At 73.9% G+C, this 24,028-nt stretch carries 22 protein-coding genes; 12 read left to right on the forward strand and 10 right to left on the reverse strand.

Annotation, left to right across the window (positions count from 1 at the left end):
- The first annotated feature begins 64 nt into the window (after window positions 1-64).
- Genes HPC71_RS01525 through HPC71_RS01535 form a run of 3 tightly spaced genes read left to right on the forward strand, consistent with a single transcriptional unit; the run spans window position 65 to window position 3,409 of the window.
- On the forward strand, window positions 65-838 hold the full coding sequence (locus HPC71_RS01525) for an ATP-binding cassette domain-containing protein (protein ID WP_154613426.1): 774 nt from the start codon (window positions 65-67) through the stop codon (window positions 836-838).
- A gap of 11 nt (window positions 839-849) precedes the next feature.
- Window positions 850-2,175, forward strand: coding sequence for a sugar ABC transporter permease (locus HPC71_RS01530; RefSeq protein ID WP_154613428.1), 1,326 nt, complete (start codon window positions 850-852; stop codon window positions 2,173-2,175).
- Window positions 2,176-2,182: 7 nt separating this feature from the next.
- The gene (locus tag HPC71_RS01535) at window positions 2,183-3,409 is read left to right on the forward strand and encodes an ROK family protein (protein ID WP_154613430.1); all 1,227 of its coding nucleotides are present in this window, start codon (window positions 2,183-2,185) and stop codon (window positions 3,407-3,409) included.
- A 49-nt stretch (window positions 3,410-3,458) separates the two neighbouring features.
- Here HPC71_RS01535 and HPC71_RS01540 read toward each other — a convergent pair whose 3' ends face one another.
- From HPC71_RS01540 to HPC71_RS01560, 5 genes are all read right to left on the reverse strand, one after another.
- The gene (locus HPC71_RS01540; RefSeq protein ID WP_154613432.1) at window positions 3,459-4,631 is read right to left on the reverse strand and encodes an acyl-CoA dehydrogenase family protein; all 1,173 of its coding nucleotides are present in this window, start codon (window positions 4,629-4,631) and stop codon (window positions 3,459-3,461) included.
- Window positions 4,632-4,692: 61 nt separating this feature from the next.
- A complete protein-coding gene (locus tag HPC71_RS01545) occupies window positions 4,693-5,532 on the reverse strand; it encodes an alpha/beta fold hydrolase (protein WP_171895984.1) in 840 nt (279 codons plus the stop codon).
- 34 nt (window positions 5,533-5,566) lie between these two features.
- The gene (locus HPC71_RS01550; protein ID WP_171895985.1) at window positions 5,567-6,967 is read right to left on the reverse strand and encodes an MmgE/PrpD family protein; all 1,401 of its coding nucleotides are present in this window, start codon (window positions 6,965-6,967) and stop codon (window positions 5,567-5,569) included.
- 168 nt (window positions 6,968-7,135) lie between these two features.
- Window positions 7,136-7,864: an IclR family transcriptional regulator gene (locus tag HPC71_RS21145; RefSeq protein ID WP_154612841.1), complete on the reverse strand. Its 729-nt coding sequence runs from the start codon at window positions 7,862-7,864 to the stop codon at window positions 7,136-7,138.
- Window position 7,865: 1 nt separating this feature from the next.
- On the reverse strand, window positions 7,866-8,744 hold the full coding sequence (locus HPC71_RS01560) for a helix-turn-helix domain-containing protein (RefSeq protein ID WP_253943990.1): 879 nt from the start codon (window positions 8,742-8,744) through the stop codon (window positions 7,866-7,868).
- Window positions 8,745-9,027: 283 nt separating this feature from the next.
- On the opposite strand from HPC71_RS01560, the gene HPC71_RS01565 reads away from it, so the two are divergent.
- The 9 genes from HPC71_RS01565 to HPC71_RS01605 all read left to right on the forward strand — a co-directional run bounded on the left by HPC71_RS01565 (window position 9,028) and on the right by HPC71_RS01605 (window position 17,638).
- Window positions 9,028-9,993: an ABC transporter substrate-binding protein gene (locus HPC71_RS01565; RefSeq protein WP_154613436.1), complete on the forward strand. Its 966-nt coding sequence runs from the start codon at window positions 9,028-9,030 to the stop codon at window positions 9,991-9,993.
- Window positions 9,994-10,040: 47 nt separating this feature from the next.
- Window positions 10,041-10,838, forward strand: a complete 798-nt coding sequence (locus HPC71_RS01570) for an ABC transporter permease (RefSeq protein ID WP_171895986.1) — start codon at window positions 10,041-10,043, stop codon at window positions 10,836-10,838.
- Window positions 10,835-11,623, forward strand: coding sequence for an ABC transporter permease (locus HPC71_RS01575; protein ID WP_171895987.1), 789 nt, complete (start codon window positions 10,835-10,837; stop codon window positions 11,621-11,623). Before HPC71_RS01570 ends, HPC71_RS01575 begins: the two co-directional genes overlap by 4 nt.
- The gene (locus HPC71_RS01580; RefSeq protein ID WP_154612845.1) at window positions 11,620-12,429 is read left to right on the forward strand and encodes an ABC transporter ATP-binding protein; all 810 of its coding nucleotides are present in this window, start codon (window positions 11,620-11,622) and stop codon (window positions 12,427-12,429) included. The genes HPC71_RS01575 and HPC71_RS01580 overlap by 4 nt, the downstream gene beginning before the upstream one ends.
- Entirely contained in the window at window positions 12,422-13,624 is a 1,203-nt protein-coding gene (locus HPC71_RS01585) for a flavin reductase family protein (protein ID WP_154613438.1), read from the forward strand. Before HPC71_RS01580 ends, HPC71_RS01585 begins: the two co-directional genes overlap by 8 nt.
- 84 nt (window positions 13,625-13,708) lie before the next feature.
- Window positions 13,709-14,599, forward strand: coding sequence for a VOC family protein (locus HPC71_RS01590; RefSeq protein ID WP_154612848.1), 891 nt, complete (start codon window positions 13,709-13,711; stop codon window positions 14,597-14,599).
- Window positions 14,600-14,655: 56 nt separating this feature from the next.
- Window positions 14,656-15,825 carry an acyl-CoA dehydrogenase family protein gene (locus HPC71_RS01595; RefSeq protein WP_154612849.1) on the forward strand — a complete coding sequence of 390 codons (1,170 nt, stop codon included), beginning with the start codon at window positions 14,656-14,658 and terminating at the stop codon, window positions 15,823-15,825.
- A complete protein-coding gene (locus tag HPC71_RS01600) occupies window positions 15,825-16,703 on the forward strand; it encodes an alpha/beta fold hydrolase (protein WP_154613439.1) in 879 nt (292 codons plus the stop codon). The genes HPC71_RS01595 and HPC71_RS01600 overlap by 1 nt, the downstream gene beginning before the upstream one ends.
- Window positions 16,700-17,638 (forward strand): alpha/beta fold hydrolase, encoded by a 939-nt coding sequence (locus tag HPC71_RS01605; protein WP_154613441.1) that lies wholly within the window; start codon window positions 16,700-16,702, stop codon window positions 17,636-17,638. The genes HPC71_RS01600 and HPC71_RS01605 overlap by 4 nt, the downstream gene beginning before the upstream one ends.
- Here the strand turns inward: HPC71_RS01605 and HPC71_RS01610 are convergent.
- The 5 genes from HPC71_RS01610 to HPC71_RS21020 all read right to left on the reverse strand — a co-directional run bounded on the left by HPC71_RS01610 (window position 17,561) and on the right by HPC71_RS21020 (window position 23,841).
- Window positions 17,561-18,760, reverse strand: coding sequence for an ROK family transcriptional regulator (locus tag HPC71_RS01610; RefSeq protein WP_171895988.1), 1,200 nt, complete (start codon window positions 18,758-18,760; stop codon window positions 17,561-17,563). The genes HPC71_RS01605 and HPC71_RS01610 overlap by 78 nt on opposite strands.
- A 2-nt stretch (window positions 18,761-18,762) precedes the next feature.
- A complete protein-coding gene (xylA, locus tag HPC71_RS01615; protein ID WP_154613445.1) occupies window positions 18,763-19,929 on the reverse strand; it encodes a xylose isomerase in 1,167 nt (388 codons plus the stop codon).
- A 55-nt stretch (window positions 19,930-19,984) separates the two neighbouring features.
- Window positions 19,985-21,367, reverse strand: a complete 1,383-nt coding sequence (gene xylB, locus HPC71_RS01620; RefSeq protein ID WP_171895989.1) for a xylulokinase — start codon at window positions 21,365-21,367, stop codon at window positions 19,985-19,987.
- Window positions 21,368-21,398: 31 nt separating this feature from the next.
- On the reverse strand, window positions 21,399-22,385 hold the full coding sequence (locus HPC71_RS01625) for an aldose epimerase family protein (RefSeq protein WP_154613446.1): 987 nt from the start codon (window positions 22,383-22,385) through the stop codon (window positions 21,399-21,401).
- Window positions 22,386-22,530: 145 nt separating this feature from the next.
- Window positions 22,531-23,841 (reverse strand): HNH endonuclease signature motif containing protein, encoded by a 1,311-nt coding sequence (locus tag HPC71_RS21020; RefSeq protein ID WP_154613448.1) that lies wholly within the window; start codon window positions 23,839-23,841, stop codon window positions 22,531-22,533.
- Window positions 23,842-24,028: the final 187 nt, after the last annotated feature.

The raw sequence follows: 24,028 nt of genomic DNA on the forward strand, positions 1-24,028 counted from the left end.
CCGCTCGCGGCCCGGGCGTCGTTTCGTCCATCCGAACAACAAATCCGATGAGGAGCATCGCTTCATGACGCAACCGCTGCTCGAGCTGCGCGGGGTCAACAAGAGCTTCGGGGTGGTGCACGTGCTGCACGACGTGGACTTCGCCGTCCACCCCGGGCAGGTCACCGCGCTCGTCGGGGACAACGGCGCCGGCAAGTCCACGCTGGTCAAGATCATCGCGGGCATCTACGGCCGCGACAGCGGCGAGTACGTCTTCGAGGGCGAGCCGGTCGCCGTGCACGGGCCCCGCGACGTCGCCGCCCTCGGGGTGGAGGTCGTCTACCAGGACCTCGCGCTGTGCGACAACCTCGACATCGTCGAGAACATGTTCCTCGGCCGCGAGGAGACCAAGGGCATCGGCCTCGACGAGGTCACCATGGAGGCCCGGGCGCGCGAGACGCTCGCCTCGCTCTCGGTGCGCACCGTGAAGTCGGTGCGCCAGAGCGTGGCCAGCCTCTCCGGCGGCCAGCGGCAGACGGTCGCGATCGCCAAGGCCGTGCTGTGGAACTCCAAGATCGTCCTGCTCGACGAGCCCACCGCGGCCCTCGGCGTCGCGCAGACCCGCCAGGTCCTGGACCTGGTACGCCGCCTGGCCGACCGCGGCCTCGGCGTCGTGCTGATCTCCCACAACATGACCGACGTCTTCGAGGTGGCCGACCGGATCACGGCGCTCTACCTCGGCCGCGTCGCCGCCGACGTCCCCACCAAGGACGTCACCCACAGCCAGGTCGTCGAGCTCATCACCGCCGGCCGGTCCGGTGACCTCGGCATCACCAACGTCGCGACCGCCACGATCTGAGGACGAGACCCATGAGCATCGAGCCGGACATCTCCGGCCCCACCGCCGGCGGAAGCAACGGCCCCACGCGGGGCGGCGCGTCCGCCGGCCCGCAGTCGGCCGGGGGCTTCGACAGTGACAACCACCAGGCCGAGACCCTCGGCGACTCCGCACGGGAGTACCTCAACCGGGTCCGCGGCGGCGACATGGGTTCGCTGCCGGCGATCTTCGGGCTGGTCGTGCTGTTCGTCATCTTCGCCTCGTTGCACGACCGGTTCCTGACGACGTACAACATGGCGAACCTGGTCGTCCAGGCCGGCTCGATCATCGTGCTGGCCATGGGCCTGGTCTTCGTCCTGCTGCTCGGCGAGATCGACCTGTCCGCCGGCGTCGCTGGCGGCGCCGCGGCGACGATCACCGCGCTGGTGATGATCGACTACGACTGGCCCTGGTGGCTGGCTACGCTCGTCGGCATCGCGGTCGGCGCGGTCATCGGCTCGGTCATCGGGTCGTTGGTCTCGTTGCTCGGCATCCCGTCGTTCGTCGTCACGCTCGCCTTCTTCCTGGCGCTCCAGGCGGTGCCGCTGAAGCTGATCGGTTCCGGCGGCTCGCTGCGGTTCAACGACGAGGTCCTGCGCGGCCTGTCGATCAAGAACGTCCCGGTCACCGTCGGGTGGACAGCCGCGGGGCTGATCGTCGTCGGCTTCGCCGCGCTCTGGCTGTGGCGCTACCGCACCCGCTCCGCGCGGGGCCTGGTGCACAAGCCGCTGCCGCTCGTGGTCATCCAGATCGTCGTGCTCGCCGTCATCGTCTTCGGGCTGACCGCGCTGCTCAGCGCCAACCGCGCGCCGAACCCGGCCCTGTTCAACATCAGCGGCATCCCGTGGGTGGCGCCGGTCGTCATCGCGCTGCTGCTGTTCTGGACCTTCGTGCTCACCCGCACCCGCTTCGGCCGGCACCTGTACGCCGTGGGCGGCAACGCCGAGGCGGCCCGCCGTGCCGGCATCAACGTGACCCGGATCCGGATCACCGCCTTCGTGATCTGCTCCTCGATGGCGGCGGTCAGCGGCCTGCTCGCCGCGTCGTACACCGGCAAGGTCTCGCCGGGCTCCGGTGGCGGCAACGAGCTGCTCTACGCCGTCGGCGCGGCCGTCATCGGCGGCACCAGCCTCTTCGGCGGCCGGGGCCGGGCGATCGACGCGGTCGTCGGCGGGCTGGTGATCGCCACCATCCCCAACGGCCTGGGCCTGCTCAACCAGGCCAGTTACATCAACTTCCTCGTCACCGGCGGCGTCCTGCTCCTGGCCGCCAGCGTCGACGCCATCTCGCGGCGCCGCCGTTCCGCGGCCGGCGTCTGAGCGCGAGGTGACAGCGCAGCGGCGCGGCCTCGGCACCAACCAGGAGGCCGTGCGACGACACAACCTCGGCACCATGCTCCGCCACGTCCACGGCGCGGGCCAGGTCTCCCGCGCCCAGCTCACCGCCCTGATGGGGCTCAACCGCAGCACGATCGCCGACCTCGTCCTCGAGCTGGTGTCGCTCGGCGTCGTGGAGCAGACGGTCCCCACGGCGGCCCGCTCCGGGGCGGGCCGACCGTCGGCGGGGGTGCGGCTGGCCGAGGTCGGGCCGTACGTCATCGCGGTCGACCTCGGCGTCGACCGCGCCGTCGTGGCCCGGGTGGCGCTCGGCGGCGAGGTGGTCGAGCGGGCGACCGCGCCGATCCCCAGCGGCGGCGGAGAGGCGTGGCAGGTCGGCTCGACGGTCGCCGGGCTGATCCGGCGGGTCGTCGAGGGCGCTCCGGCCGCGGCGCCGCTGCTCGGCGTCGGGATCAGCGTCCCCGGCCTGGTGCGCCGCAGCGACGGCCTGGTCCGGCTCGCGCCGAACCTGGAGTGGCAGGACGTCTCCTTCGGCTCGATCGTCCTCGCCGCGCTCGGCGTCGACGTGCCGGTGCAGCTGGCCAACGACGCCGACCTCGGCGCCCTGGCCGAGCACCGCCGGGGCGCCGGCGTCGGGATCGACGACCTGATCTACATCTCCGGCAACGTCGGCGTCGGCGCGGGCGTGATCACCGGCGGCGTACGTCTCGAGGGTGCGGGCGGGTACGCCGGCGAGGTCGGCCACCTGCCGTTCGCGCCCGAGGGCCGGCTGTGCCACTGCGGCAACGTCGGCTGCTGGGAGACCGAGGTGGGCGCGCACGCGATCGCCGAGGCGATCGGCTGCCCGGAGTCCGAGGTGGTCACCCTCGGCGACGTCCTCGACGCCTACGCCGGCCCGCCGAGCGCGCTGCGCGCGACCGGCACGGCGCTGGGCCACGGACTGGCCGCGATCGTCAACGCGTTCAACCCGCGGCTGGTGGTGCTCGGCGGCTACCTCAGCTCGCTCTACGCGCTGGTACGCCGCGAGGTGGACGACGCGCTCGCCGAGCGTGCGCTGCCGGCCCCGCTGGAGTCGGTCACCCTCGCGCTGCCCGGCCTCGGCTCGGACTCGGTGCTCCTCGGTGCGGCCGAGATCGCGCTCGAGCCGCTCTTCGCCGACCCCGTCGCCGCCCTGGGCACGGCCCTGGTCGACGTCGGCGGCCGGCTCGCGGGGTAGTCACGGACAGGAACGTCCGTGACTACCCCCCGGGTGCCGGGGCCGTGGGTCAGTAGAGGACCGACGGCGGGGTGGGCTTGTCGAACATGTTGAGCCCGTAGGCCTGGTAGATCGGGTCCGCCACGTTGCTGGCATGGTTGGCCGCGGCCCGGATGTCGCGCCAGAAGCGCTGCATCGGGTTGCCGCGCCGCAGGACCGCTCCGCCGGCGTGCAGGAAGAGCTCGTCGACGGCGTCGATGGCCCGGCGGGTGATCCGCACCTGGTTGCGCCGCACGAGCAGGCGCTGCTCGGGCGTGAACCGCTCGCCGCGCTGGGCCTGCTCCCACATCCGCTCGATGTCGGCGAAGAGCTGCACCTCGCTGGCCTCGATGTCGGCGATGGCCCGGCCGAGCACGGCCAGCTGGTGGGGGTCGTTGGCGGTCTTGACGCCGCGGGCGGTCACCCGGCCGCGCATCGCGTCGACGAACGCCGCGAGCGCGCCCTGGGCCATCGCCACGGTGGCGGTGGTGATGCCGGCGGTGAACATCGGGTGGAACGGCATCCGGTACAGCGGGGAGTCGCCGCGGCCGACCTGGTCGGCCAGCCCGCCGTCCTCCATCGCGACCGGGTCGAGGACCCGGTGGGCCGGCACGAAGGCGCCCTCGATGAGCACGTCCTTGCTGCCGGTGCCGCGCAGGCCGACGACGTCCCAGGAGTCGTGCTGGATCTCGTAGTCGCTGCGGGGCAGCACGAAGTGCCGTACGCCGTTGGGCAGCGGCTTGCCGTCATCGCCGACGATCATCCCGCCCAGGACGATCCACTGGCAGTGGTCGGTCCCGGAGGAGAAGGGCCAGCGACCCGAGAACTGGTAGCCGCCCTCGACGGGGACGGCGCGGCCGATGGGCGCGTAGGGCGAGGCGATCCAGGTGTCGGGGTCCTCGCTCCAGATCTCCTTCTGGACCAGGGCGTCCATCTGGGCGATCTCGAAGGCGTGCACGCCCACGACGCCGGCCACCCAGCCCGCGGAGGCCGAGCGGACGCCGATGTCGCGCACCGTCCGGAAGAACTCCACCGGGTCGGCCTCGTACCCGCCGTGCTCGACGGGCTGCAGCATGCGGATGACGCCGCTGGAGCGCAGCACCTCCGCGGTCGTGTCGGTCAGCCGGCCGAGCTCGTCGTTGGCCTCGGCCTCGGCGGCGATCTCGTCGGCGCGGGCGAGGATGCGTTCGCGTACCTCGTGCATCAGGTCTACCTCAGGTCTTCAGTGGTGGCGAGTCAGTGGTGGCGGAGTCAGTGGTGGCGAGTCAGTGGTGGCGCAGGAAGTCGGCGACGGTGCGGTTGAACTCGTCGGCGTGCTCGAGCTGGACCCAGTGGCCGCAGTCGGCGAGCAGGACGGCGCGGGAGCGGGGCACCAGCGAGACCAGCTTCAGCGTGCTCTCGTAGTGGACGACGCGGTCGTCGCGGCCGTGGAAGAACAGCGAGGGCGCGGTGATCCCGGCGATCTGGGCGTGGCTGGCCAGGTGCGGGCGGGGGCGCCCGATGCCGGCGGCGAAGTTCGCGATGTGCTCGGGGTGGTCGACCGCGGCCTGGTGGCGCTGGCGGACCAGCTCCTCCGAGGCGTGCACCGGGTCGAAGGTCATCACCCGGCACAGGTCGCGGAAGTTCTCCAGGCTCGGGTCCTGGTAGGTCCGCTGCAGCACGCGCACGCCCTCGCTGGGCCCGCCGCCGGGGACGAACAGGTGGGCACCGCCCACGCCGGCGCCCATGGTCACCAGGTGGCTGGTGCGGTCCTGGTGGGTCGCGGCGAACATCACCGCGGTGGCGCCGCCCATCGAGTTGCCGACGAAGGCGGCCTGCTCGATGCCGAGGGCGTCGAGGAACTCCAGCGCGGTCCGGGCGTGGTCGCGCTCGTCGTAGGACACCGGGTCGGACTTGCCCCACCCGGGCATGTCGACGGCCAGGCAGCGGAACTCCTTGCCCAGCTCGCGGATGGTGGGGGCGAAGTTGCTCCACCCGGTGGCGCCCGGGCCGGAGCCGTGCAGCAGCACGACCGGGTGGCCCTCGCCGTGCTCGTGGTAGTGCACCCGCCCGCTCGGCGTCTGCACGAAGCGGCTGGTCGCTTCCTCGCTGAAGGTGTCGGTCACGTCTCTCCTCGGTGGGTCGGGACAGGTGGTTCGCTCAGGCCCGCGGAGGGCCGGCGAGGACGGTCTGGAGGTCGGCGGTGCTCGCCGCGTCGGGCACGGCGCGCAGCTGCTCGAACCACGCGTCGGAGTCGGGGCCGGCGCACTGGCGGAACTTCGCGGCCAGCTCCGGCGCGGTCAGCGGGTTGTGGGCGTCGCCGCGGGAGTGGTGGACGGTCCGCTCGAGCACGCGGCCGGCGGCGGTGTGCACGCGCACGACGGTGTGGCCCGGGCCCTCGGCGGGCGGGCGCTCGGAGAGGTGGACCCGCGGCGCGAGGGCCGCGACGTCGGGGCGGGCGAGCGCCGCGTCGGTGAAGTCGTCGAGCACGACGTCGCCGGCGACCAGCGCGAGGGCGACGGTGTACTCCACGGAGAACTTCGCCTCCAGGCCGGTCCGCGGCGGGGCGTCGCGCAGCGGGCGGGTGCCGCCGTGCTCGAGGGAGACCTCCACGCGGGCGACGTCGGCCGGGCCGGAGCCCTGCGCGGCCAGCTCGGCGCGCAGCTCGCGGGCGGCGTCGATCGCGCGCTGGGTGGCGAAGCAGGAGGGGTAGGGCTTGATGGCGAAGTCGTGGACCCAGGCCGTGGCCCAGTGCTCCAGCCGCTCACCGAGCCGCGCGGCCAGCCCGGCGTCGTACTCGCCGAAGAGGTGGAGGAACCCGCCGCGCGCCTCGAGCTGCGCGGGGTTCGCGGTGAACCCGCGGCTCGCCAGGCCCAGCGCCATGACGGCGTCACGGGCCGCCAGCCCGGCGTGCATCGGCTTGGTCATCGAGCCGAAGTTGGCCAGGCTGCCGGCGGCCATCGAGGCGGCCATGCCGATCGCGTGCGCGGTGGTCGCCGGCGGCGTCCCGAGCAGGTGCGCGCCGGCCGCCGTCGCGGCCAGCCGGCCGGTGGTGGAGGTGTTGTGCCAGCCGCGGCCGTAGTGCAGGGCGTGGGGGAGCGTCTCGGAGACCGCGCGGAAGACCGCCGAGCCCACGCAGTACGCCGCGTCGAGCTCCGGCCCGGAGACCGGCCGGCGCGCCGCCAGGGCGAACAGCGTCGGCAGCAGGACGGCGGCGGGGTGCATGGCCATCGAGGGGGCGGCGTCGTCCCAGTCCAGGGCGTGCGCCGCGGTGCCGTTGACCAGGGCGGCGTCGGCGGGACCGAGCCGGCGGGGCGATCCCCAGGCGGCGGCCGTGCCGGGTCGGACCGCGCCGCGCTCGGCGGGCTCCTCCTCGCGCAGCCAGTCCTCCAGGAGGCGGACGGGCTCGGTCGTCCGGCCGGCGACCGCGACGCCGACGGTGTCGACGACGAGGTCGCGCAGCGCCGCGCGGGTCGCGGGGTCGGCCGGGCGGCTGCGGTCGGTGACGAACGCGACCAGCGCGGCGGTGGCGCCGGGGTGCACAGGGCTCGCGGGGCTCACGGGCGGACGGTCCTCTCGACGTGCGGCGCAGCGGCAGGCCACCGCGGACGCCTCCAGTCTCGGGAGCCGGCGGGCCTCGTGGTCGGGCCCTCGCACCCAGCGGAATGCCGATCGGTGCGGGTCGCCCGGCGGGTCGCCCGGCGGCCCGCTCGCCGCCGGCCGGGGAGACTAGGAGGTCGAGCCGGTGGTCTGCTCGCTGATCGCGCGGGCCGCGTCGAGCAGGCGCGGGCGCAGGGACTCCAGCTCCTCGGGCGGCAGCTGGTCGACACCGGCGCCGATCGCGAGCGCGGCGACGACGCGACCGCCGTTCCCGGTGATGATCGTCGCGCCGGCCGCGAGACCGACCTCCTGCTCGTTGGCCGAGGTGGCCCAGTGCTCGGCGCGCACGCGCGAGAGGTACTCCTCGGTGGGCACCGGGCGGCCGTCCTCGGCCAGCCGCTGCAGCACCTGATCGCGCACCGGGGCGGGGCTGAAGGCGAGCAGGACCTTGCCGGTCGCGCCGATCCCGAGGGGGAGCGCCTGGCCCACCGGGATGGGCGGCAGCAGGGTCGTGGGGCCGCGGTGGGCGGCGATGCACACCCGGTGGTCGCCCTGGAGGACGTGGAGGTTGACGCTCTTGCCGGTCTCGTCGCGCAGGCGCCGCATGTGCGGCTCGGCCACGCCCTTGATGTCGTAGCTGAGCTCGGCGGCCAGCCCCCAGGTGAGGAGCCGGGCCCCCAGCAGGAAGTGCCCGTTGTCGTCGCGGCGCAGGATGTCGAGCTCGACGAGGTCGGCGAGCAGCCGGTGGGCCGAGGAGCGGGGGATGGCCAGGGCGCTCGCGACGTCGGCGAGCCGGACGGGGCCGTGCGCGCGGGCGATCAGGTCGAGGGCCTGGGTCGCCTTGGCGATGACGGCCACGTCAGGCGGGAGGTCGAGGGCTCGTGGCGCGCCCGCCACGGGTCGCCTCGAGGACCGCGTCGACGGCGTCGTCCTCGGCGTCGCCGGCTGCGCGCAGCGCGGCGGAGATCTCCTGGGCGGTCGTGCGCGCGAGTCGCCCGAGGGCCACGGGCGGGTGCTGGCCGCGACGGCCACCGATGAGGACGCAGGTGTTCACCTGCTGATCCTCGCCGAAGACCGGGGCCGCTGCCCAGACCCACGGGTCGCGGAGCTCCGCCCGTGCCGAGCCCGAGCCCGGAGCGGGGGCCGCGGGGGACGAGGAGACGGCGGCGGACGGGGAGGGCGCGGGGGAGTGGGCGAACCCGAGCTGGCGCACCTGGGCGAGCTCGCGGCGCCAGGCGAACTCGGCCTCCGGGCGGGCGGGACGGCCGGTGGGGGCGGGGAGCCGGGTCTCGAGCGGGCCGCCCCAGGCGAGCAGCGCGAGGCCACCGGGGTGGGTGGCCAGGGCGGGCGAGCCCAGCTGCTCCCAGACGGCGACGGTGCCGCGGCCGGCGATCTTGTCGATGACGCGCAGGCGCTCCCCGTCGTGGGTGGCCAGCGCGACCGGCAGGCGGGTGGTCGCGTGGAGGTCGATGAGCGCGGGCCGCGCGCAGTCGCGCAGCAACCGGACGTCGGGGACGCCGTGCCCGAGCTGCCACAGCCGCGGGCCCAGGCGGTAGCGCCCGCGGGCGCTGCGCTCGATCGCGCCGTGCTCGGCGAGGGCGGCGAGCATCCGGTGGACGGTGGCGGGCGGGAGACCGGTCGCGGTGCAGATCTCCGCGACGGAGGACTCCGGCTGGTCGCCGACGAAGCAGCCCAGGATGTCGAAGGCTCGTGCCAGCACTCCGCGCTTGCCGTTCACCTCGCTCAAGGTCACCCCTCCCGCCGTGCCGATCGCGTCGGACGTTCAACATAGTGGAACGCGTTCCATCATTTCGGAACGCGTGTGACGCACGCTAAAGCACCCGCGACGGCTCTCCGCAACCGCCGTGGCCTCGCGAAAGGCAAATTCCGGCTGGTGAGGGATCGGGCCACGGGGCTGCTGGTCCTTGCGATGGTGGTCACACCTCGTCGCCGCCGTATCCGGCCGCGCACGACCCGCTCTCGGGCTTCTCCAGCAGCTCACACCTAAGGACGTCACACCCATGGCACAGCCGCGCCTCCGCGCCCTCGCCGCGACCGCCGTCGCGCTGCTCGTCTCGACCTCGGCCTGCTCCTCCGCCGAGGGGGAGGACTCCTCCGAAAGCTCGGTCCAGGTGAGCGTCTTCCCGTCGTTCAACGGCCTGCCGACCTTCGCCGCGCAGGAGACCGACATCTTCGGCGACCACGACCTCGAGGTCGAGATCAGCACGGCCAAGACCGCCTCGGAGATGGTCCCGCAGGTCGTCGGCGGGAAGGTCGACTTCGCGCTCCTCGACGCGGCGACCTCGCTGGTGGCCGCGGCCCAGGGCGTCGACCTGGTCTTCGTCGCCGCGGGCACCGAGGGCGGGATCCCCGAGGGCCAGGAGGAGTTCTCCTTCGCCAACGTGTGGGTCGCCGAGGACTCCGACATCGAGGACATGAGCGACCTGTCCGGCAAGACCATCGGCATCCCGCAGATCAAGAGCCTCCCGTGGGTCGACGTGCGCTCCACGGTCGACGCGGCCGGCGGCGACAGCTCGACGATCGAGTTCGTCGAGACCCCCGACACCCTCGCCGCGCTGAAGTCCGGCCAGGTCGACGCGGTCACCACGAGCGAGCCCGCCGGCTCGGTCGAGAAGGCCGCCGGCGTGCTGCGCACCCTCGGCCCGGTCAACTCCGGCGGAGGCGGCGTCGCCTACCTCTGGGTGACCACGCGCGCCTTCGCCGAGGCCAACCCCGACACGGTCGAGGCCTTCGCCGAGGCGATCAACGAGGCGGGCGGCACCCTCAACGAGGACCGCGACCTGCTCGTCGACACCGCGGTCGACGTCGTGGGCGCCGACCGGGCGCTGCTGGAGAAGGCTTCCTACCCGACGTACGCCACCGAGCCGCTCGACGAGGCGGCCATCGGCGAGGCGGTCGACTACCTCGACTCCTACGCGATGTTCGAGAAGGGCGCCCCGGACCCGGCCGACCTGGTCGCTCCCTGACCGGCGCCCGTCCGGCCCGTCCCGTGCACCCCTGAGAAGAGGCACCCGTGACCCCGTCCACCCCCTCGGCCCGCCGGCGCGGCCGACGGCTCGTCTACCGCCTCGCCGCGATCCTGGTCGCGGTCGGCGTCTGGCAGCTGTTCGCCGCCGGCCCGGGCGCGAGCTCGGACTTCCCGTCGCCCGCGGCGACGGCCCGCTCGGCCGCCGACCTGGTGACGACCGGCGAGTACTGGAGCAACATCGGCCACTCGGTCACCACGGCGCTGATCGGCCTGGCCGTCGCGATCGTCGGCGGCCTGGTGATCGGCCTGCTCATCGGCGTCAGCCCCGCGGCCCGCCGCAGCACCCAGCTGCTGCTGGACTTCGGCCGCACGGTCCCGGCGATCGCGCTGCTGCCGCTGTTCCTGCTGCTCTTCGGGGCGACCCGGCAGCTCGGCGTGGTGCTCATCCTGGTCTCGGCCGTGTGGCCGGTCGTCATCCAGACCAGCTACGCCGTCGGCCAGATCTCCCCGCAGCTGAAGGTCGTCGCCCGCGCCTACCACCTCACCCGGTGGCACCGGCTGCGGTACGTCGTGGCGCCCTCGATGCTGCCCTTCGTCTTCGCCGGGTTGCGCATCGCAGCGACCCTCTCGCTGCTGATGGCGATCAGCTCGGAGTTCCTCGGCGGGTCCGACGGCATCGGCTACGTCCTGCTCCAGGCGATGCAGATCAACGACTCCGACCGGGCGTTCGTCTACTCGATCACCGCCGCCCTCCTCGGCGTCCTGCTCAACCTCGTCTTCGTGCACCTGCAGCGCCGCGTCCTGTGGTGGCACTCCTCGGTCCGCACCGGAGGTGCCGCGTGAACCGAACCGTCAACGTCGTCAAGGCCGTCGGGTGGGAGCTGTGGCTCCCGTGCCTGCTCGTCGCCCTGTGGTGGGTGGCCAGCTCCGGCAGCACGTCGTTCTACTGGCCGGCGCTCTCGGAGATCGTCGCCCGGTTCGGCGACCTGTGGCTGCCCGACCACCTGCTCGAGGACGCCGTCCCGAGTCTGGTGCGGCTGGTCTCGGGCTTCGGCCTGGGCTTCGTCGTCGCGGTCGGCCTCGGCCTGCTGCTCGGCTCCGTGCCGGCGCTGGAGGACGCGACCCGTCCGCTCGTGGAGCTGATGCGCGCGCTGCCCAGCGTGGCGCTGCTGCCGATCATGATCCTGCTCCTCGGCACCGAGGACGACATGAAGGTCGTGACCATCGCCTTCGTGGCGACCTGGCCGATCCTGCTCAACACCGTCGAGGGCGTGCGGGGCGTCGAGCCCCTGCTGCACAGCGTCGCCGCGAGCTACCGGCTCAGCACCTGGCACAAGATCCGGTACGTCGTGGTGCCCGCGGCGATGCCGCAGGTCTTCGCCGGCGCCCGGGTCGCGCTGTCGATGTCGGTCGTGGCGATGGTGCTCACCGAGATGGTGGGCAGCCCCGGCGGCCTCGGCTACTTCGTCCTCGACTCCCAGCGCACGTTCGACATCGTCGCGATGTGGACCGGCCTGCTCGTCCTCGGCCTCATCGGCTACGCCGCCAACAAGGCGTTCGGCCTCGTCGAGGCCGGCGTCCTGTCCTGGCACCGCGGTTACACCCAGCAGAAGGAAGACCAGCGATGACCCAGCCCCTCGTCCACCCCACGCCTGCGGCCACGGACGCCGACGGCGCCGCCGTGCCGATCCTCCGGGTCCAGGGCCTCGGGCACCGCTACGGCGAGCGCCAGGTGCTCTCCGGCCTCGACTTCGAGGTCGCCCGCGGCGAGCTGATGTGCATCGTCGGGCCCTCCGGCGTCGGCAAGACCACGCTGCTGGAGTGCCTGACCGGCCTGCGCCGCCCCTCCGAGGGCACGGTCCTCTTCGACGGCGCGCCCATCGACAGCCCGCCGCGCGGCCTGGCGATCGTCTTCCAGGACTACGGCCGCTCGCTGATGCCGTGGCTGAGCGTCCTGGAGAACGTCACCCTGCCGCTGCGCTCCGCGGGCCTGGGCAAGAAGGAGCGGGAGCAGGCGGGCCGCGAGGCCCTCGCCGAGGTCGGCCTCGCCGACGCGACCGACTCCTACCCCTGGCAGCTCTCCGGCGGCATGCAGCAGCGCGTCGCGATCGCCCGCGCGCTGGCGTACCGCCCCTCCGCCGTGGTCATGGACGAGCCGTTCGCCTCCGTCGACGCCCAGACCCGGGCCGACCTCGAGGACCTGCTGCTGCGGGTGCGCGAGCACCTCGGCATCACGGTCCTGCTCGTCACCCACGACATCGACGAGGCGGTCTACCTCTCCGACCGCGTGCTCGCCCTCGGGGGGAAGCCGGCGGGCATCCGCGAGATGCTCACCGTCGACCTCCCCTCGCCCCGCGAGCAGGTCGCCACCAAGGCGCTGCCCGGCTTCGCCGAGCTGCGCAGCCGCGTCTACCGCCTGATCCGCCATGTCTGAGGCGACGGTCGCGGCGGTCATCGACCCCGCGCGCTTCCGCGACACCCTCGGGCACTACCCGACCGGGGTCGCCCTGGTCACCGCGATGGTGCCGGAGGACTCGGGTGCGGACGAGCCGGTCGGCATGGTCGTCGGCAGCTTCGTCTCGGTCTCCCTCGACCCGCCGCTGGTGGCCTTCCTGCCCGACCGTGAGTCGCGCACGTTCGCCCGGCTGCGCCGCGCGGAGACCTTCTGCGTCAACGTGCTCGCGGCCGACCAGGCCGACCTCGTCGGCCGCTGGCGGGGCACGGAGTCCTTCGCCGACCTGGGGTGGAGCCTGTCGCCGGCCGGCAACCCGGTGCTGCCCGAGGCCGTCACCTGGATCGACTGCGGCTACCACGACCTCGTCGAGGCCGGCGACCACTACATCGTGCTCGGCGACGTCCGCTCCCTCGAGGTGCAGCGCCCCACCTCGCCGCTGCTGTTCTTCCAGGGCGGCTTCGGCGGGTTCGCCCCGCCGTCGTTCCTGGCCCCGCCCGAGCACGACCTGATCCGCGCCGCCCGGATCAGTGAGGTCGCGCTCGCGCCCCTCGCCGCTCTCGCGGCCGGCGCGCAGGCCGACGTCTCGCTACTGGCGCTGGTCGGCGACCACGACGTCGTCATCGCGACCGAGCGCGGGTCGGCCACGCCGTCCTACCTCGAGATCGGGCTGCGCCTGCCGGCGGTCCCGCCCTCCGGCTCGGTGCACCTCGAGCCCGGGGACGACGCGGCGATGGAGGCCTGGCTCGCCCGGCTGCCGCGGACCGACGAGGCCTCGCGGGAGCGCTGCGCGCAGCTGGCCCGTCGCGTCGCCGAGCAGGGCTACTCCCTCTCCCTGGTCGGGGAGGGCCCCGCCCAGGACGTGTGGCAGGACGTCACCCGCTACATCCACGGCGACCCCACCCCGCGCCGCCAGCGCCAGGTGCTCGCCATGCACCTGGACCACCTCGACTACTACGAGCCCGAGCTCGAGGCCGGGGCGTCGTACGACGTCCGGTCGATCACCGCCGCGGTCCCGCTGGGCGGCACCCCGCGGATGGCCGTCCGGCTGACGTTCCCCCCGGCCGGGGCCGACGCGGCCACCGTCGCCCGCTGGGGCGCGGAGGTCCGCGAGCGGGCCGCCGAGGTCGCCGACCTCGTCCACGCCCGCTTCGGGGAGAACCGCGACCTCGGCTGAGCCGGGCCGCGCACCGCACCGCACCCCCTCGCACCGCACCCGCACCACACCTCGCACCACACCCCGCACCACACAAGGAGAACCATGACCGCCCGCGTGACCGCTCTCGGCTACCTCCGGCTGACCGCCACCGACCTCGACGTGTGGGAGGACTTCGGCCAGCGGGTGCTGGGCCTGATGGCCATCCGCGAGAGCGCGGACCGGCTGCTGTTCCGGGCCGATGAGAAGCGCTACCGCCTCGAGGTCGTCCCGGCTCCGGCCGGTGCGGCGAAGGGCACGGTGCTCGCGGCCGGCTGGGAGACCCGCGGCGCCGCCGAGCTGGCGGAGCTCGAGGCGCGGCTGACCGCCGCCGGCTACGAGGTGACCCGCCCCGGGCCCGAGGTGGCCAAGGAGCGCGGCGTCACCGACTTGATCAGCTTCCGCGACCCCGACGACTGCTACGACCACGAGATCTTCTACGGCCTGGCCACCTCCTCGGTGCGGTTCGCCTCGCCGATCGGCGCGGAGTTCGTCGCCGGGCAGGAGGGCCTGGGCCACATCCTCCAGGTGGTCTCCGACCCCGAGCGCTACTGGACGCTGTTCACCGACGTGCTCGGCTTCGTGCTCTCCGACCACATCGACCTGACCCCGGAGCTGGCGGCGACGTTCCTGCACTGCAACCCGCGGCACCACTCCTTCGCCTTCACCCCGCAGGTGCCGGGCCGCCCGCTCGGCGTCGGCCACTTCATGCTCGAGGTCACCGACCTCGACGTCATCGGCCGGGCGCTGGAGCACATCGAGGAGGAGCCGCACCGGCTGCTCAAGACCTTCGGCCGGCACAGCAACGACCGGATGACCAGCTTCTACCTGATCACCCCCTCCGACGTCGGCCTGGAGTTCGGCACCGGCGGGATCAAGATCGACGACGCCACCTGGACGCCCACGCGCTACGACACCGCGCACTTCTGGGGCCACCACGCGGTCGACCACCACTGAGCCGTCCCGCACCGAGCGAACCACCCGAGCGACGTACCGAGAGACGAGAGAAGAACATGAGCAACCCCGTGCTGGACCGCGTCGTCGAGCTGGCCGACCTGCTGGAGCAGGACGGCCCGGTCTCCGAGGAGCTGGGGCGCGTCAGCGACCCCGTGGCTGCCGCGCTGCGTGAGGCGGGCGTCATCCGGATGCTGCAGCCCCAGGACTTCGGCGGCCACGAGGCGCACCCGACCGACTTCATGCGCACCTGCTACGAGATCGGCCAGCACCACGGCGCGGCGGGCTGGATCGCCGGCGTCGTCGGCGTGCACCCCCACGAGCTCGCGCAGGGCACCCGCCAGCTCCAGGAGGAGCTGTGGGCCGAGGACCCCGACACCTGGATCGCCTCGCCGTACGCCCCGATCGGGCGGGCGCGGCCGGTCGAGGGTGGCTACATCTTCAACGGCCGCTGGCCCTTCTCCTCCGGCACCGACCACTGCCAGTGGGTGATGATCGGCGGCCTGATCACCGACCAGGAGGGCAACGTCGCCGACCGGGAGCCGATCCACTTCGTGCTGCCGCGCAGCGACTACACGATCGACCACGACTCCTGGGACGTCATGGGCCTGCGGGGCACCGGCTCCAAGGACATCGTGGTCAAGGACGCCTTCGTCCCCGAGCACCGGCTGATCCGCACCAACCCGGTCACCGACGGCAGCGCCGAGCTGCCGGAGGTGCGGGACATCCCGCTGTACCGGATGCCCCGGAACGTGGTGTTCTCCGGCGCGATCACGACCGCCACGATCGCGCTCGCCCAGGGCACGCTCGCGTCGTACGTCGCGTGGACGCGGCAGCGCAGCAGCCGCTTCGGCTCGGCCAGCACCGACCCGTTCCAGCTCTCCGAGCTCGGTCCCGCGGCCGCCGACATCGACGCCAGCATCGGCCACGTCCTCCACGACATGGACCGCGCCTTCGACATCGTCTCCTCCGGGCGGCTGCTGACGCTCTCCGAGCGCGCCGAGATCCGCCGCAACCAGGTCGCGGCCTCGCACCGCGCCGCGGAGGCCGCGGACCGGATCTTCAAGGTCAGCGGCGGGTCGCAGCTGCACGCGAAGAACCCCATGCAGCGGATGTGGCGCGACTGCCAGAGCGCGCTGCACCACGTGCAGAACTACGCCGGCCCGCTGTTCCAGGCCTACGGCATGGACCACTTCGGTGGCCAGATGCCCGCGGCGGTGAAGGTCTGATGGCCATCGCGGGCCAGCCCGGCGCGCCCACCCGGGAGGCCACCTCCCGCTCGCTCACCATCGACGGCGCCCGCCTCCACTACCACGAGGCGGGCACCGGCCCGGACGTGCTGCTGTGCATCCACGGCGGCGCACCCGGGGCCTCGGGCTGGGGCAACTTCGGCACCAACCTCGCCGGGTTGTCCCAGCACGCCCGGGTCCTCGTCGTCGACCTCCCGGGGTACGGCGGCTCGGACCCGATCGAGCTGCGCGGTGGCAAGTACGCGCCGTACGCCGACGTCTTCGCGCGGATGCTCGGCGAGCTCGGCATCGAGCGGGCCACCGTCGTCGGCCTGGCCACCGGTGGCGCGGTCGCGATGGCGATGGCGCTGCGGCACCCGGAGGTCGTCGACCGGCTGGTGCTGGTCTCCAGCGCCGGCGGGGTGCCGCTGTTCTCCCCGACCCCCTCGGAGGGCCAGCGCGCGATCCGTTCCTACTACGCCGGCTCCGGGCCGTCGCGGGAGAAGATGCGCGACTACCTCCGGCTGATGATGCACGACCCGGCGCTGGTCACCGACGAGCTCGTCGAGGAGCGGTACGCCGAGTCGGTCGCCGGCGGCGAGGGTCGTCGCGCCGGCGCGGAGTCGGCCGGGGTCCCGGCCGAGCCGCTGTGGCAGCAGCTGGGCGAGATCGCCGTCCCGACGCTGATCCTGTGGGGCACCGAGAACCGGGTCCAGGGCTTCGACAACGCCCTCTACCTGCTGCGGCAGATCCCCGACGCCGAGCTGCACCTGTTCAAGCGCACCGGCTTGTGGGTGCCCTACGAGCGCGGCCCGGAGTTCGAGCGCCAGCTGCTCGCCTTCCTCGACCGCACCTCCGCCGGGAGCGAGCCCGCATGAGCGCCGTGCCGTCGTACACGACCGACCCGTTCTTCGGCCTCGAGGACCGCTGGCTGGAGACCGCTCCGGGCGAGCTGACCCACTACCACGACGTGGGCGAGGGCGCCCCGGTGCTGTTCCTGCACGGCTCGGGCACCGGCGTGACCGCGGCCGCGAACTGGTGGCTCAACCTGCCCGAGCTCTCCGAGCGGATGCGCTGCATCGCGATCGACTCGATCGGCTACGGCCAGACCGTGGTCGCGCCCGGCACCGAGTACGGCGTCCGCGCCTGGGTGCAGCACGCCGTCCGCGTCCTCGACGCGCTCGGCATCGAGAAGACCTGGCTGGTCGGCAACTCCCTCGGCGGCTGGCTCGCCTTCCAGATGGCCCTGGACCACCCCGAGCGGGTGCACGGGATCGTCTCGATGGGCACCGGCGGGGCGAAGCTGACCCAGGCGCTGGCCGCCCACGCCAACCCCGTCCTCACCGAGGAGGGGGTGCGCCGCACGCTGGAGATGTTCGTCGTCGACACCTCGCTGGTCACCGACGATCTGGTCGCGCTGCGCTACCAGTCGGCGCTCAACGACACCGCGGGCGACCGGCTCGCCGAGGTGGTCGCCGCCCGTGACCGCGACCGCGAGGCGCTCCCGCTCGACTTCGACGCCCTCGGCCGGCTCGACCTGCCGGTCCTGCTCGTGCACGGCACCGACGACGTCGTCATCCCGGTCTCGCGCACCTGGGACCTGTTGCGCACGATCCCCGGCGCCGACGCCCACGTGTTCGGCAGCTGTGGCCACTGGTCGCAGGTCGAGCGGGCCGCGGAGTTCAACCGCGTCGTCGGCGACTGGCTGGCCGCCCGGCTCGGCTCGGCTGAGCGCCTACCCCCGGACGGCCAGGTCGCCCAGGTCGCCCAGGTCGGCCAGGTCGGCCTCGCCGGCGAGCACCCGCGCCAGTGACTGCTCGGCCGCGCCGAGGGCGGCGGCCCGCAGGCCGAGGGTGCCCAGGCGCAGCTCGGGGCGCACCTGCACCTCGGAGGCGAGCCGCGCGTCGAGCACCCGCCGGGCCGGCTCGAGGACCAGGTCCCCGAGCGGGACGAAGTAGCCGCCGAGCACGACCACCGCGGGGTCGAGCACGCCGCTGAGGATCGCCAGGCCGAGGCCGAGGTCGCGGCCGACCCGCTCGACGGTGGCGCGGGCGGCCGGGTCGTCGGCCGCGCGGGCGGCGACCGCCTCGGCGGTGGTCACCGGGGTGTCGAGCTCGGGCATGCCGACCGCCTCGAGGACGGCGTGCAGGCCGATCGAGGCCTCCCAACAGCCGCGCCGGCCGCAGCCGCACGGGGCGGTGGGGTCGCCGACCGGCATGTGGCCGACCTCGCCGGCGAACCCGGCTGCACCCTGCACGAGCTGCCCGCCGACGACGATGCCGGCCCCGATGCCGACCGTGCCGGTGAGGTAGAGGGCGTGGTCGACGCCGCGAGCGGCGCCGTGGTGCGCCTCGGCGTACGCCGCGCAGTTGGCGTCGTTGACCACGCGCACCTCGCAGCCCAGCGCCGCGGCCAGGTGCGCGACCAGCCCGTCGCCGTGCAGCGGCAGGTTGGGTGCCCAGGCGACCGTGCGGTCGTCGTCGCGGACAAGCGCCGGGACGGCGACCGTCGCGCCGAGCAGCGGCCCGGGGTGGGTGGCGCGGAGCTCCGCGGCCAGCGCGAGCAGCACCTCGACCCGGTCCTCCCCGGCCGCGCGTGACTCACTCGCCAGCACCGCGCCGGCGAGGTCGACCACGACCGCGGAGACGTAGTCGACGTTGAGCTCCAGCCCGAGCCCGAGATGGGCGCCGGGGCGCAGCGCGACCGGTCGGCTCGGCCGGCCGCGGGCCGGCTGCGCAGGCGCCTCCTCCACGACCGCGCCGGCCTCCTCGAGGTCGGCCACGATCGCCCCGACGGTGGCCTTGGCCAGGCCCGTGCGCTGCGCCAGCTCGGCCCGCGAGGCGGGCCCTCGCCGGCGCAGCGACTGCAGCACGACCGCGGTGTTGGCGCGGCGCAGCTGCCCCGTGCCGCTGCTGGGGCCGGGGCCGGTGGTCACGCTCAGCGGACGCCGTACAGGTGCTCGAGCGCGAGCTGGTCGAGGTGCTCGACCGCGGCGCCCTGCTGGGCGAGGACCTCGGGGTCGGGCAGCTCCCACTCGAGGAGGCCCTGCCAGCCCTCGCCCTCGCCGAGGGTGGGCCGGGCGAGCTCGGGCAGCTTGGCGGCCGCGAGCGCCTCCTGGACCTCGGGGTCGGCGCGGAACGCCTTCACCTTCTCGCGCAGGATCAGGTAGTTGCGCATGTTGGCCGCGGCCGAGACCCACACGCCGGCCTCGTCCTCGATGCGCGAGGGCTTGAAGTCGAAGTGCACCGGGCCGTCGTAGCCGCCGGCCAGCAGGGCGTCGACGACCCAGAACGCGCCGCGGACGTTGCCGGCGCCGAAGCGGAGGTCCTGGTCGTACTTCGGGCCGTTCTGGCCGTTGAGGTCGATGTGGAAGAGCTTGCCGGCCCACAGCGCCTGGGCGTAGCCCGCGGCGGCGTTCATGCCGGCCATCTCCTCGTGGCCGATCTCCGGGTTCACCCCGACCAGCTCGGGGCGCTCGAGCTCGTTGATGAAGGCCAGCGCGTGGCCGATCGTCGGGAGCAGGATGTCGCCGCGCGGCTCGTTGGGCTTCGGCTCGATCGCGAAGCGCAGGTCGTAGCCCTGGTCGACGACGTACTGCCCGAGCAGGTCGAAGGCCTCCTTCATCCGGTCCAGCGCGACGGCGGTGTCCTGCGAGGCGCCGTACTCCGCGCCCTCGCGGCCGCCCCACGCGACGTACACCTTCGCGCCGAGCTCGGCGGCGAGGTCGACGTTGCGCATGACCTTGCGGATCGCGAAGCGGCGGATGTCGCGGTCGTTGTTGGTGAAGCCGCCGGCCTTGAAGACCGGGTGGCTGAACAGGTTGGTGGTCGCGGTCGTGACGGCCAGGCCGGTGTCGGCCAGGCCCTTCTTGAACCGGTCGATGATCTGCTGGCGGGTCGCGTCGTCGCTGCCGAAGGGGATGACGTCGTCGTCGTGGAAGTTCACGCCGTAGGCGCCGAGCTCGGCGAGCTTCTCCAGGGCGTGCACGGTGTCCATCTGCGGCCTGGTCGCGCTGCCGAACGGGTCGACGCCCTGCCAGCCGACGGTCCAGAGGCCGAAGGAGAACTTGTCCTCCGGGGTGGGAGTGGGGATCTCGATGCTCATGGGTGCTCTCCGGTTCGGGGTGGCGGGTGGGTGCGGGTGGGTGGGGGTGGGTGGGTCAGGAGCGGTCGCGCAGGGCGGCGTAGGCCTCGCGGACGTGGGGGGTGGGGTCGGCCTCGAGCAGCCGGGTGCCCGGCAGCGGCCAGGTCGGCGGCGCGTCGGTGCCGGCGAGGGCCCAGGTGGCCTGGCGGGCGGCGCCGAGGGCGACGTACTCCCCCGGCGGGGGGAGGACGACCGGCTGCCCCAGGACGGCCGGGGCGAGCGCGCGGACGGCGGGCGAGCGGGTGGCGCCGCCGACCATGAGGATGCGGCGGGGGTGCTGGCCCATGGCGGCGACGAGGTGGTCGACGGCGTCGGCCAGCGAGCACAGCAGCGCCTCGAAGGCGGCGCGGGCGAGGTCCTCGCGGGTGGTGCGCGACGTCAGGCCGGCCCAGGTGCCAGTGGCGTGGGGGCGGTTGGGGGTGCGCTCGCCGCCGTAGTAGGGCAGCAGCGTGACGCCGTTCGCGCCGGCCGGCGCCGCGAGGGCGAGGTCGGCGAGCTGGGCGTGGTCGACGCCGAGCCATCGGGCCTGGAGGTCCAGGATCTGCGCGGCGTTGACGGTCGCGACGAGGGGGAGGAAGCCGTCGTGGGCGTCGGCGAACCCGGCCACCGCACCACTGCCGTCGGCCACGGGCACCGGGCTGACCGCGCAGGCCACGCCGGACGTGCCGATCGAGATGAGCACGTCACCGGTCTCGAGGCCGAGGCCGAGCGCGGCGGCGGCGTTGTCGCCGGTGCCGCCGGCCAGCACGGCGCCGGTCGCGGTCTCGCCGGCTGCCGTGCCGGGCTCGACGATGCGGGGCAGCGCGAAGGGGCGGCCGAGCGCGGCCTCGGCGAGGTCGGGGCGCCACTCACCCTCGGCGGTGGCGAAGTAGCCGGTGCCGGAGGCGTCGCCGCGGTCGGTGAACGGCTCGGTCCCGGGGGCGGCGACGTGCAGCGAGAGGTAGTCGTGGGGGAGCAGGACGCTGGCCACGCGCGCGGCGTTCTCCGGCTCGGCGTCGCGCAGCCAGCGGAGCTTGGTGGAGGTGAAGGACGCGACCAGGACGCTGCCGATCGCGTCGGCGCAGGCCTGCGGGCCCCCCAGCTCGCCGATCAGCTCGGCCGCGGCCGAGGCGGAGCGGGTGTCGTTCCACAGCAACGCGTCGCGGACCGGCTCGCCGCCCTCGTCGAGGGCGACCATGCCGTGCTGCTGGCCGCCGATCGCGACCGCTCGCGCCTCCTCGGCCGCGGGACCGAGGCCGGCGAGCGCCTCGTCGTAGGCCCGGGGCCAGGCGCGCGGGTCGACCTCGGTGCCGGGCGGGTGGGGGGCCGAGCGGCTGTCGACGACCGTGCCGTCGGTGGCGTCGACCAGCAGCACCTTGGTGGACTGGGTCGAGGTGTCGACGCCGAGGACGAGGGTCACTCCGCTATTAAGTACGACACATGAACTAAAGTCAACGGGGTCCGGCGGGATCGATCTCGACGCTCACCTCCTGGGTCCACCGGTAGGTCTCGCCGGGGCGCAGCACCGCCGAGGGCCAGCCCGGCTCGCCCTCGTGGTGCGGGCTGTCGGGGTGCAGCTGCGGCTCGATCGCGACGCCGGCGAACGGCGGGTGGTGGCGGCCGCTGAACGCGCCGCCGGTGTACACCTGCACCCCGGGCTGGTCCGCGCGGACCGTCAGCCGCAGGCCGTGGCCGCGCAGCCGCGCCACCTCCCGCAGCGGCCCGCCCGGCGCCCAGCCCGTCTCGGACCCGCGCACCACGAACGGGTGGTCGAGGTCGCCCGGCGGTCCGCCCGCGCGCAGGTCGAAACGGGTGCCCGCCACCTCCGCGACCTCGCCCGTCGGCACGCCGTCCACCACCGGGAGGTAGGCGTCGGCGTGCAGCGTGAGCTCGTGGTCGGCCACGGTCTCCCCGCCCAAGCGGTAGTAGGCGTGGCTGGTCAGGGAGACCACGGTCGGCGCGTCCGTCGTCGCGGCGTACGACGTCCGCAGCGTGCGGCCCGCGACCTCGAACCTCGCCCGGGCCGTCACCGTCCCCGGGAAGCCCTGGTCGCCGTCGGGGCTCACCAGCTCCAGCTCGGCGGCCGACCCGGTCGCCTCCACCACCGTCCACGTGCGCCTGTCGAAGCCGTCGGGCCCGCCGTGCAGGGTGTGGCCGCGATCGTTGGTCGGCAAGGCGTACGTCGTGCCGTCGACCTCGAGCTCCCCGCGCCCGATCCGGTTGGCGTACCGGCCCACCGTGGCCCCGAGGTAGGCGTCGTCGTCGAGGTTGTCGGCCACCCGCGGCATCCCGAGCGCCACGTCGCGCCACGACCCCTCGGCGTCGCGGGTGCGCAGCCGGTGCAGGCGGGCGCCGAGCAGCGCCAGCTGCACGCGCAGGTCGTCGCTGCCGAGGTCGAGGACCTGCTCGGTGTCGGGCGGGGGCACGTGGTCGGTCACGCCACGAGGCTAGGCGCGTCGTCCCTGGGTGCGGGCGGGGGCTGGGCCAGGCGTCCCGCGCGGCCGGCCGGTGTCTCGGGCGGAGCGGCTGGACGTGCCTGTGCCCCGCCGGCTGGGTGCTCCGGCGGGGGTCGTGGGCGGTGGGCTATGTCGGGGGCGGCTCGAGCGCCGGTGGTGGTTCGGGGCCGAGGTCGTGGGTGCCGCGGTGGTCGACCCGGTACATCAGTCCGGTGGGGCTTCGCCACTTGAAAGTGCCTGGCGATGGTGATTGTTGGTGCCAGCCGGCGTGGGTCTTGGCGCGGTGGTGGCGTCTGCAGAGTGGGGCGATGTTCTCGGTGGCTGTCGGTCCGCCCCTGGCGTGCGGGATGACGTGGTCGTCGTCGATCCGGCGGGTCGCGTGGGCGGGGCGGGTGCACCAGGGGAACACGCAGTGCAGGTCCCTCAGCCGGGTCTGGGCCGAGAGGCGGTCGGGGACCTCGTACGCCTCGACGTGGATCCGGCTGTTGAGGTCGATGACCCGCTTCACGATGATCGAGGCCTGTCCTCGGGCGGCGCGGGTGCACCAGTCTGCGAGCTGGGCGGTGAGCACGAACCCGCGGACGTTCTCGACGCGCGTGATGTCGTCCAGAGTCCCGTCGGGACGCTGGTGCACGTGCACGACCAGCGGCTTGGGATCGGTGCCGAACTCCAGCTGCATCTGCCGCCGCGCCATGTCACCCAGCGCCACGGACCGGCGGGCATCCAGGGTGTCGGTGCACCCCAGCGCCTCCAGCCTCGCCGCGCCCTTCGTCAGGGCGTCGTCGAGGTCGAGCGCGTCGGCCAGGTCGAGGGTGGCCCACACGTCGACGTGTCCGTCGAAGGACACCTGCCGCGACTGGATCGTCACGTGGCGAGCCTCGGCCCGTTCGGTGGCGACCCGCTGGGCTTCGTCGGGGTCGAACCGGACCAGCGCTTCCTCCAGCAACCGCTCCAACGCAGCCGGCCCGATCGTCGAAGCCACGGGTGCGAGGTGGGTGTCGACGAAGGCTGCGCCCTTCTTCGGCAGGTGCAGGGTCCGCCGCGCGAGCGACCGGGCCTTCCACGCGGGCAGATCGAGCGAGGTCACCTTGGCCCACAGCTTCGGGAGGCGGTAGCGCAGCTCGAGCGCCTCGGCGAGATAGGCGCGGCCGGCGTCCTCGGACTTCCCCAGGCCGGCGGCGAACTCGACCACCGCGAACTCCGTCACGAACGGCGCACCCTCACCCGCCAGGCAGACCGGCTTGTCACCGAACCCCCGGAACACCGACCAGGTGGCCGCCTCGTCGAGCGACTCGGCCGGGTGGAGCACGCACCAGTGAACCGCGGCTTCGAGGAGCTCGGCCTCGGCCGCGTTCGCCGCGCGCTGCTTGGCGCGAGCGAGGCTCAGCACGTCGGCTGGGGTGTCCAGCGGGTGCTCGAGCGTCGCGATCAAGGCCATGCCTCATTCTACTCGAACACATGCTCGAATGAAAGAGGCCTGTTCGCACATCTTCAGAACGGGGTCGGACGCGCCAGCGCGAGGCGGCGGCCAGAGACCCGGCAGCGAACCGCGACCCGGCAGCGAACCGCGACCCGGCAGCGAACCGCGACCCACGACGTACCTGGCCCGTAGCTGCCAAAAGCCG

Origin of the sequence: Nocardioides marmotae, assembly GCF_013177455.1 — a bacterium.
Classification (GTDB): Bacteria; Actinomycetota; Actinomycetes; order Propionibacteriales; family Nocardioidaceae; genus Nocardioides; species Nocardioides marmotae.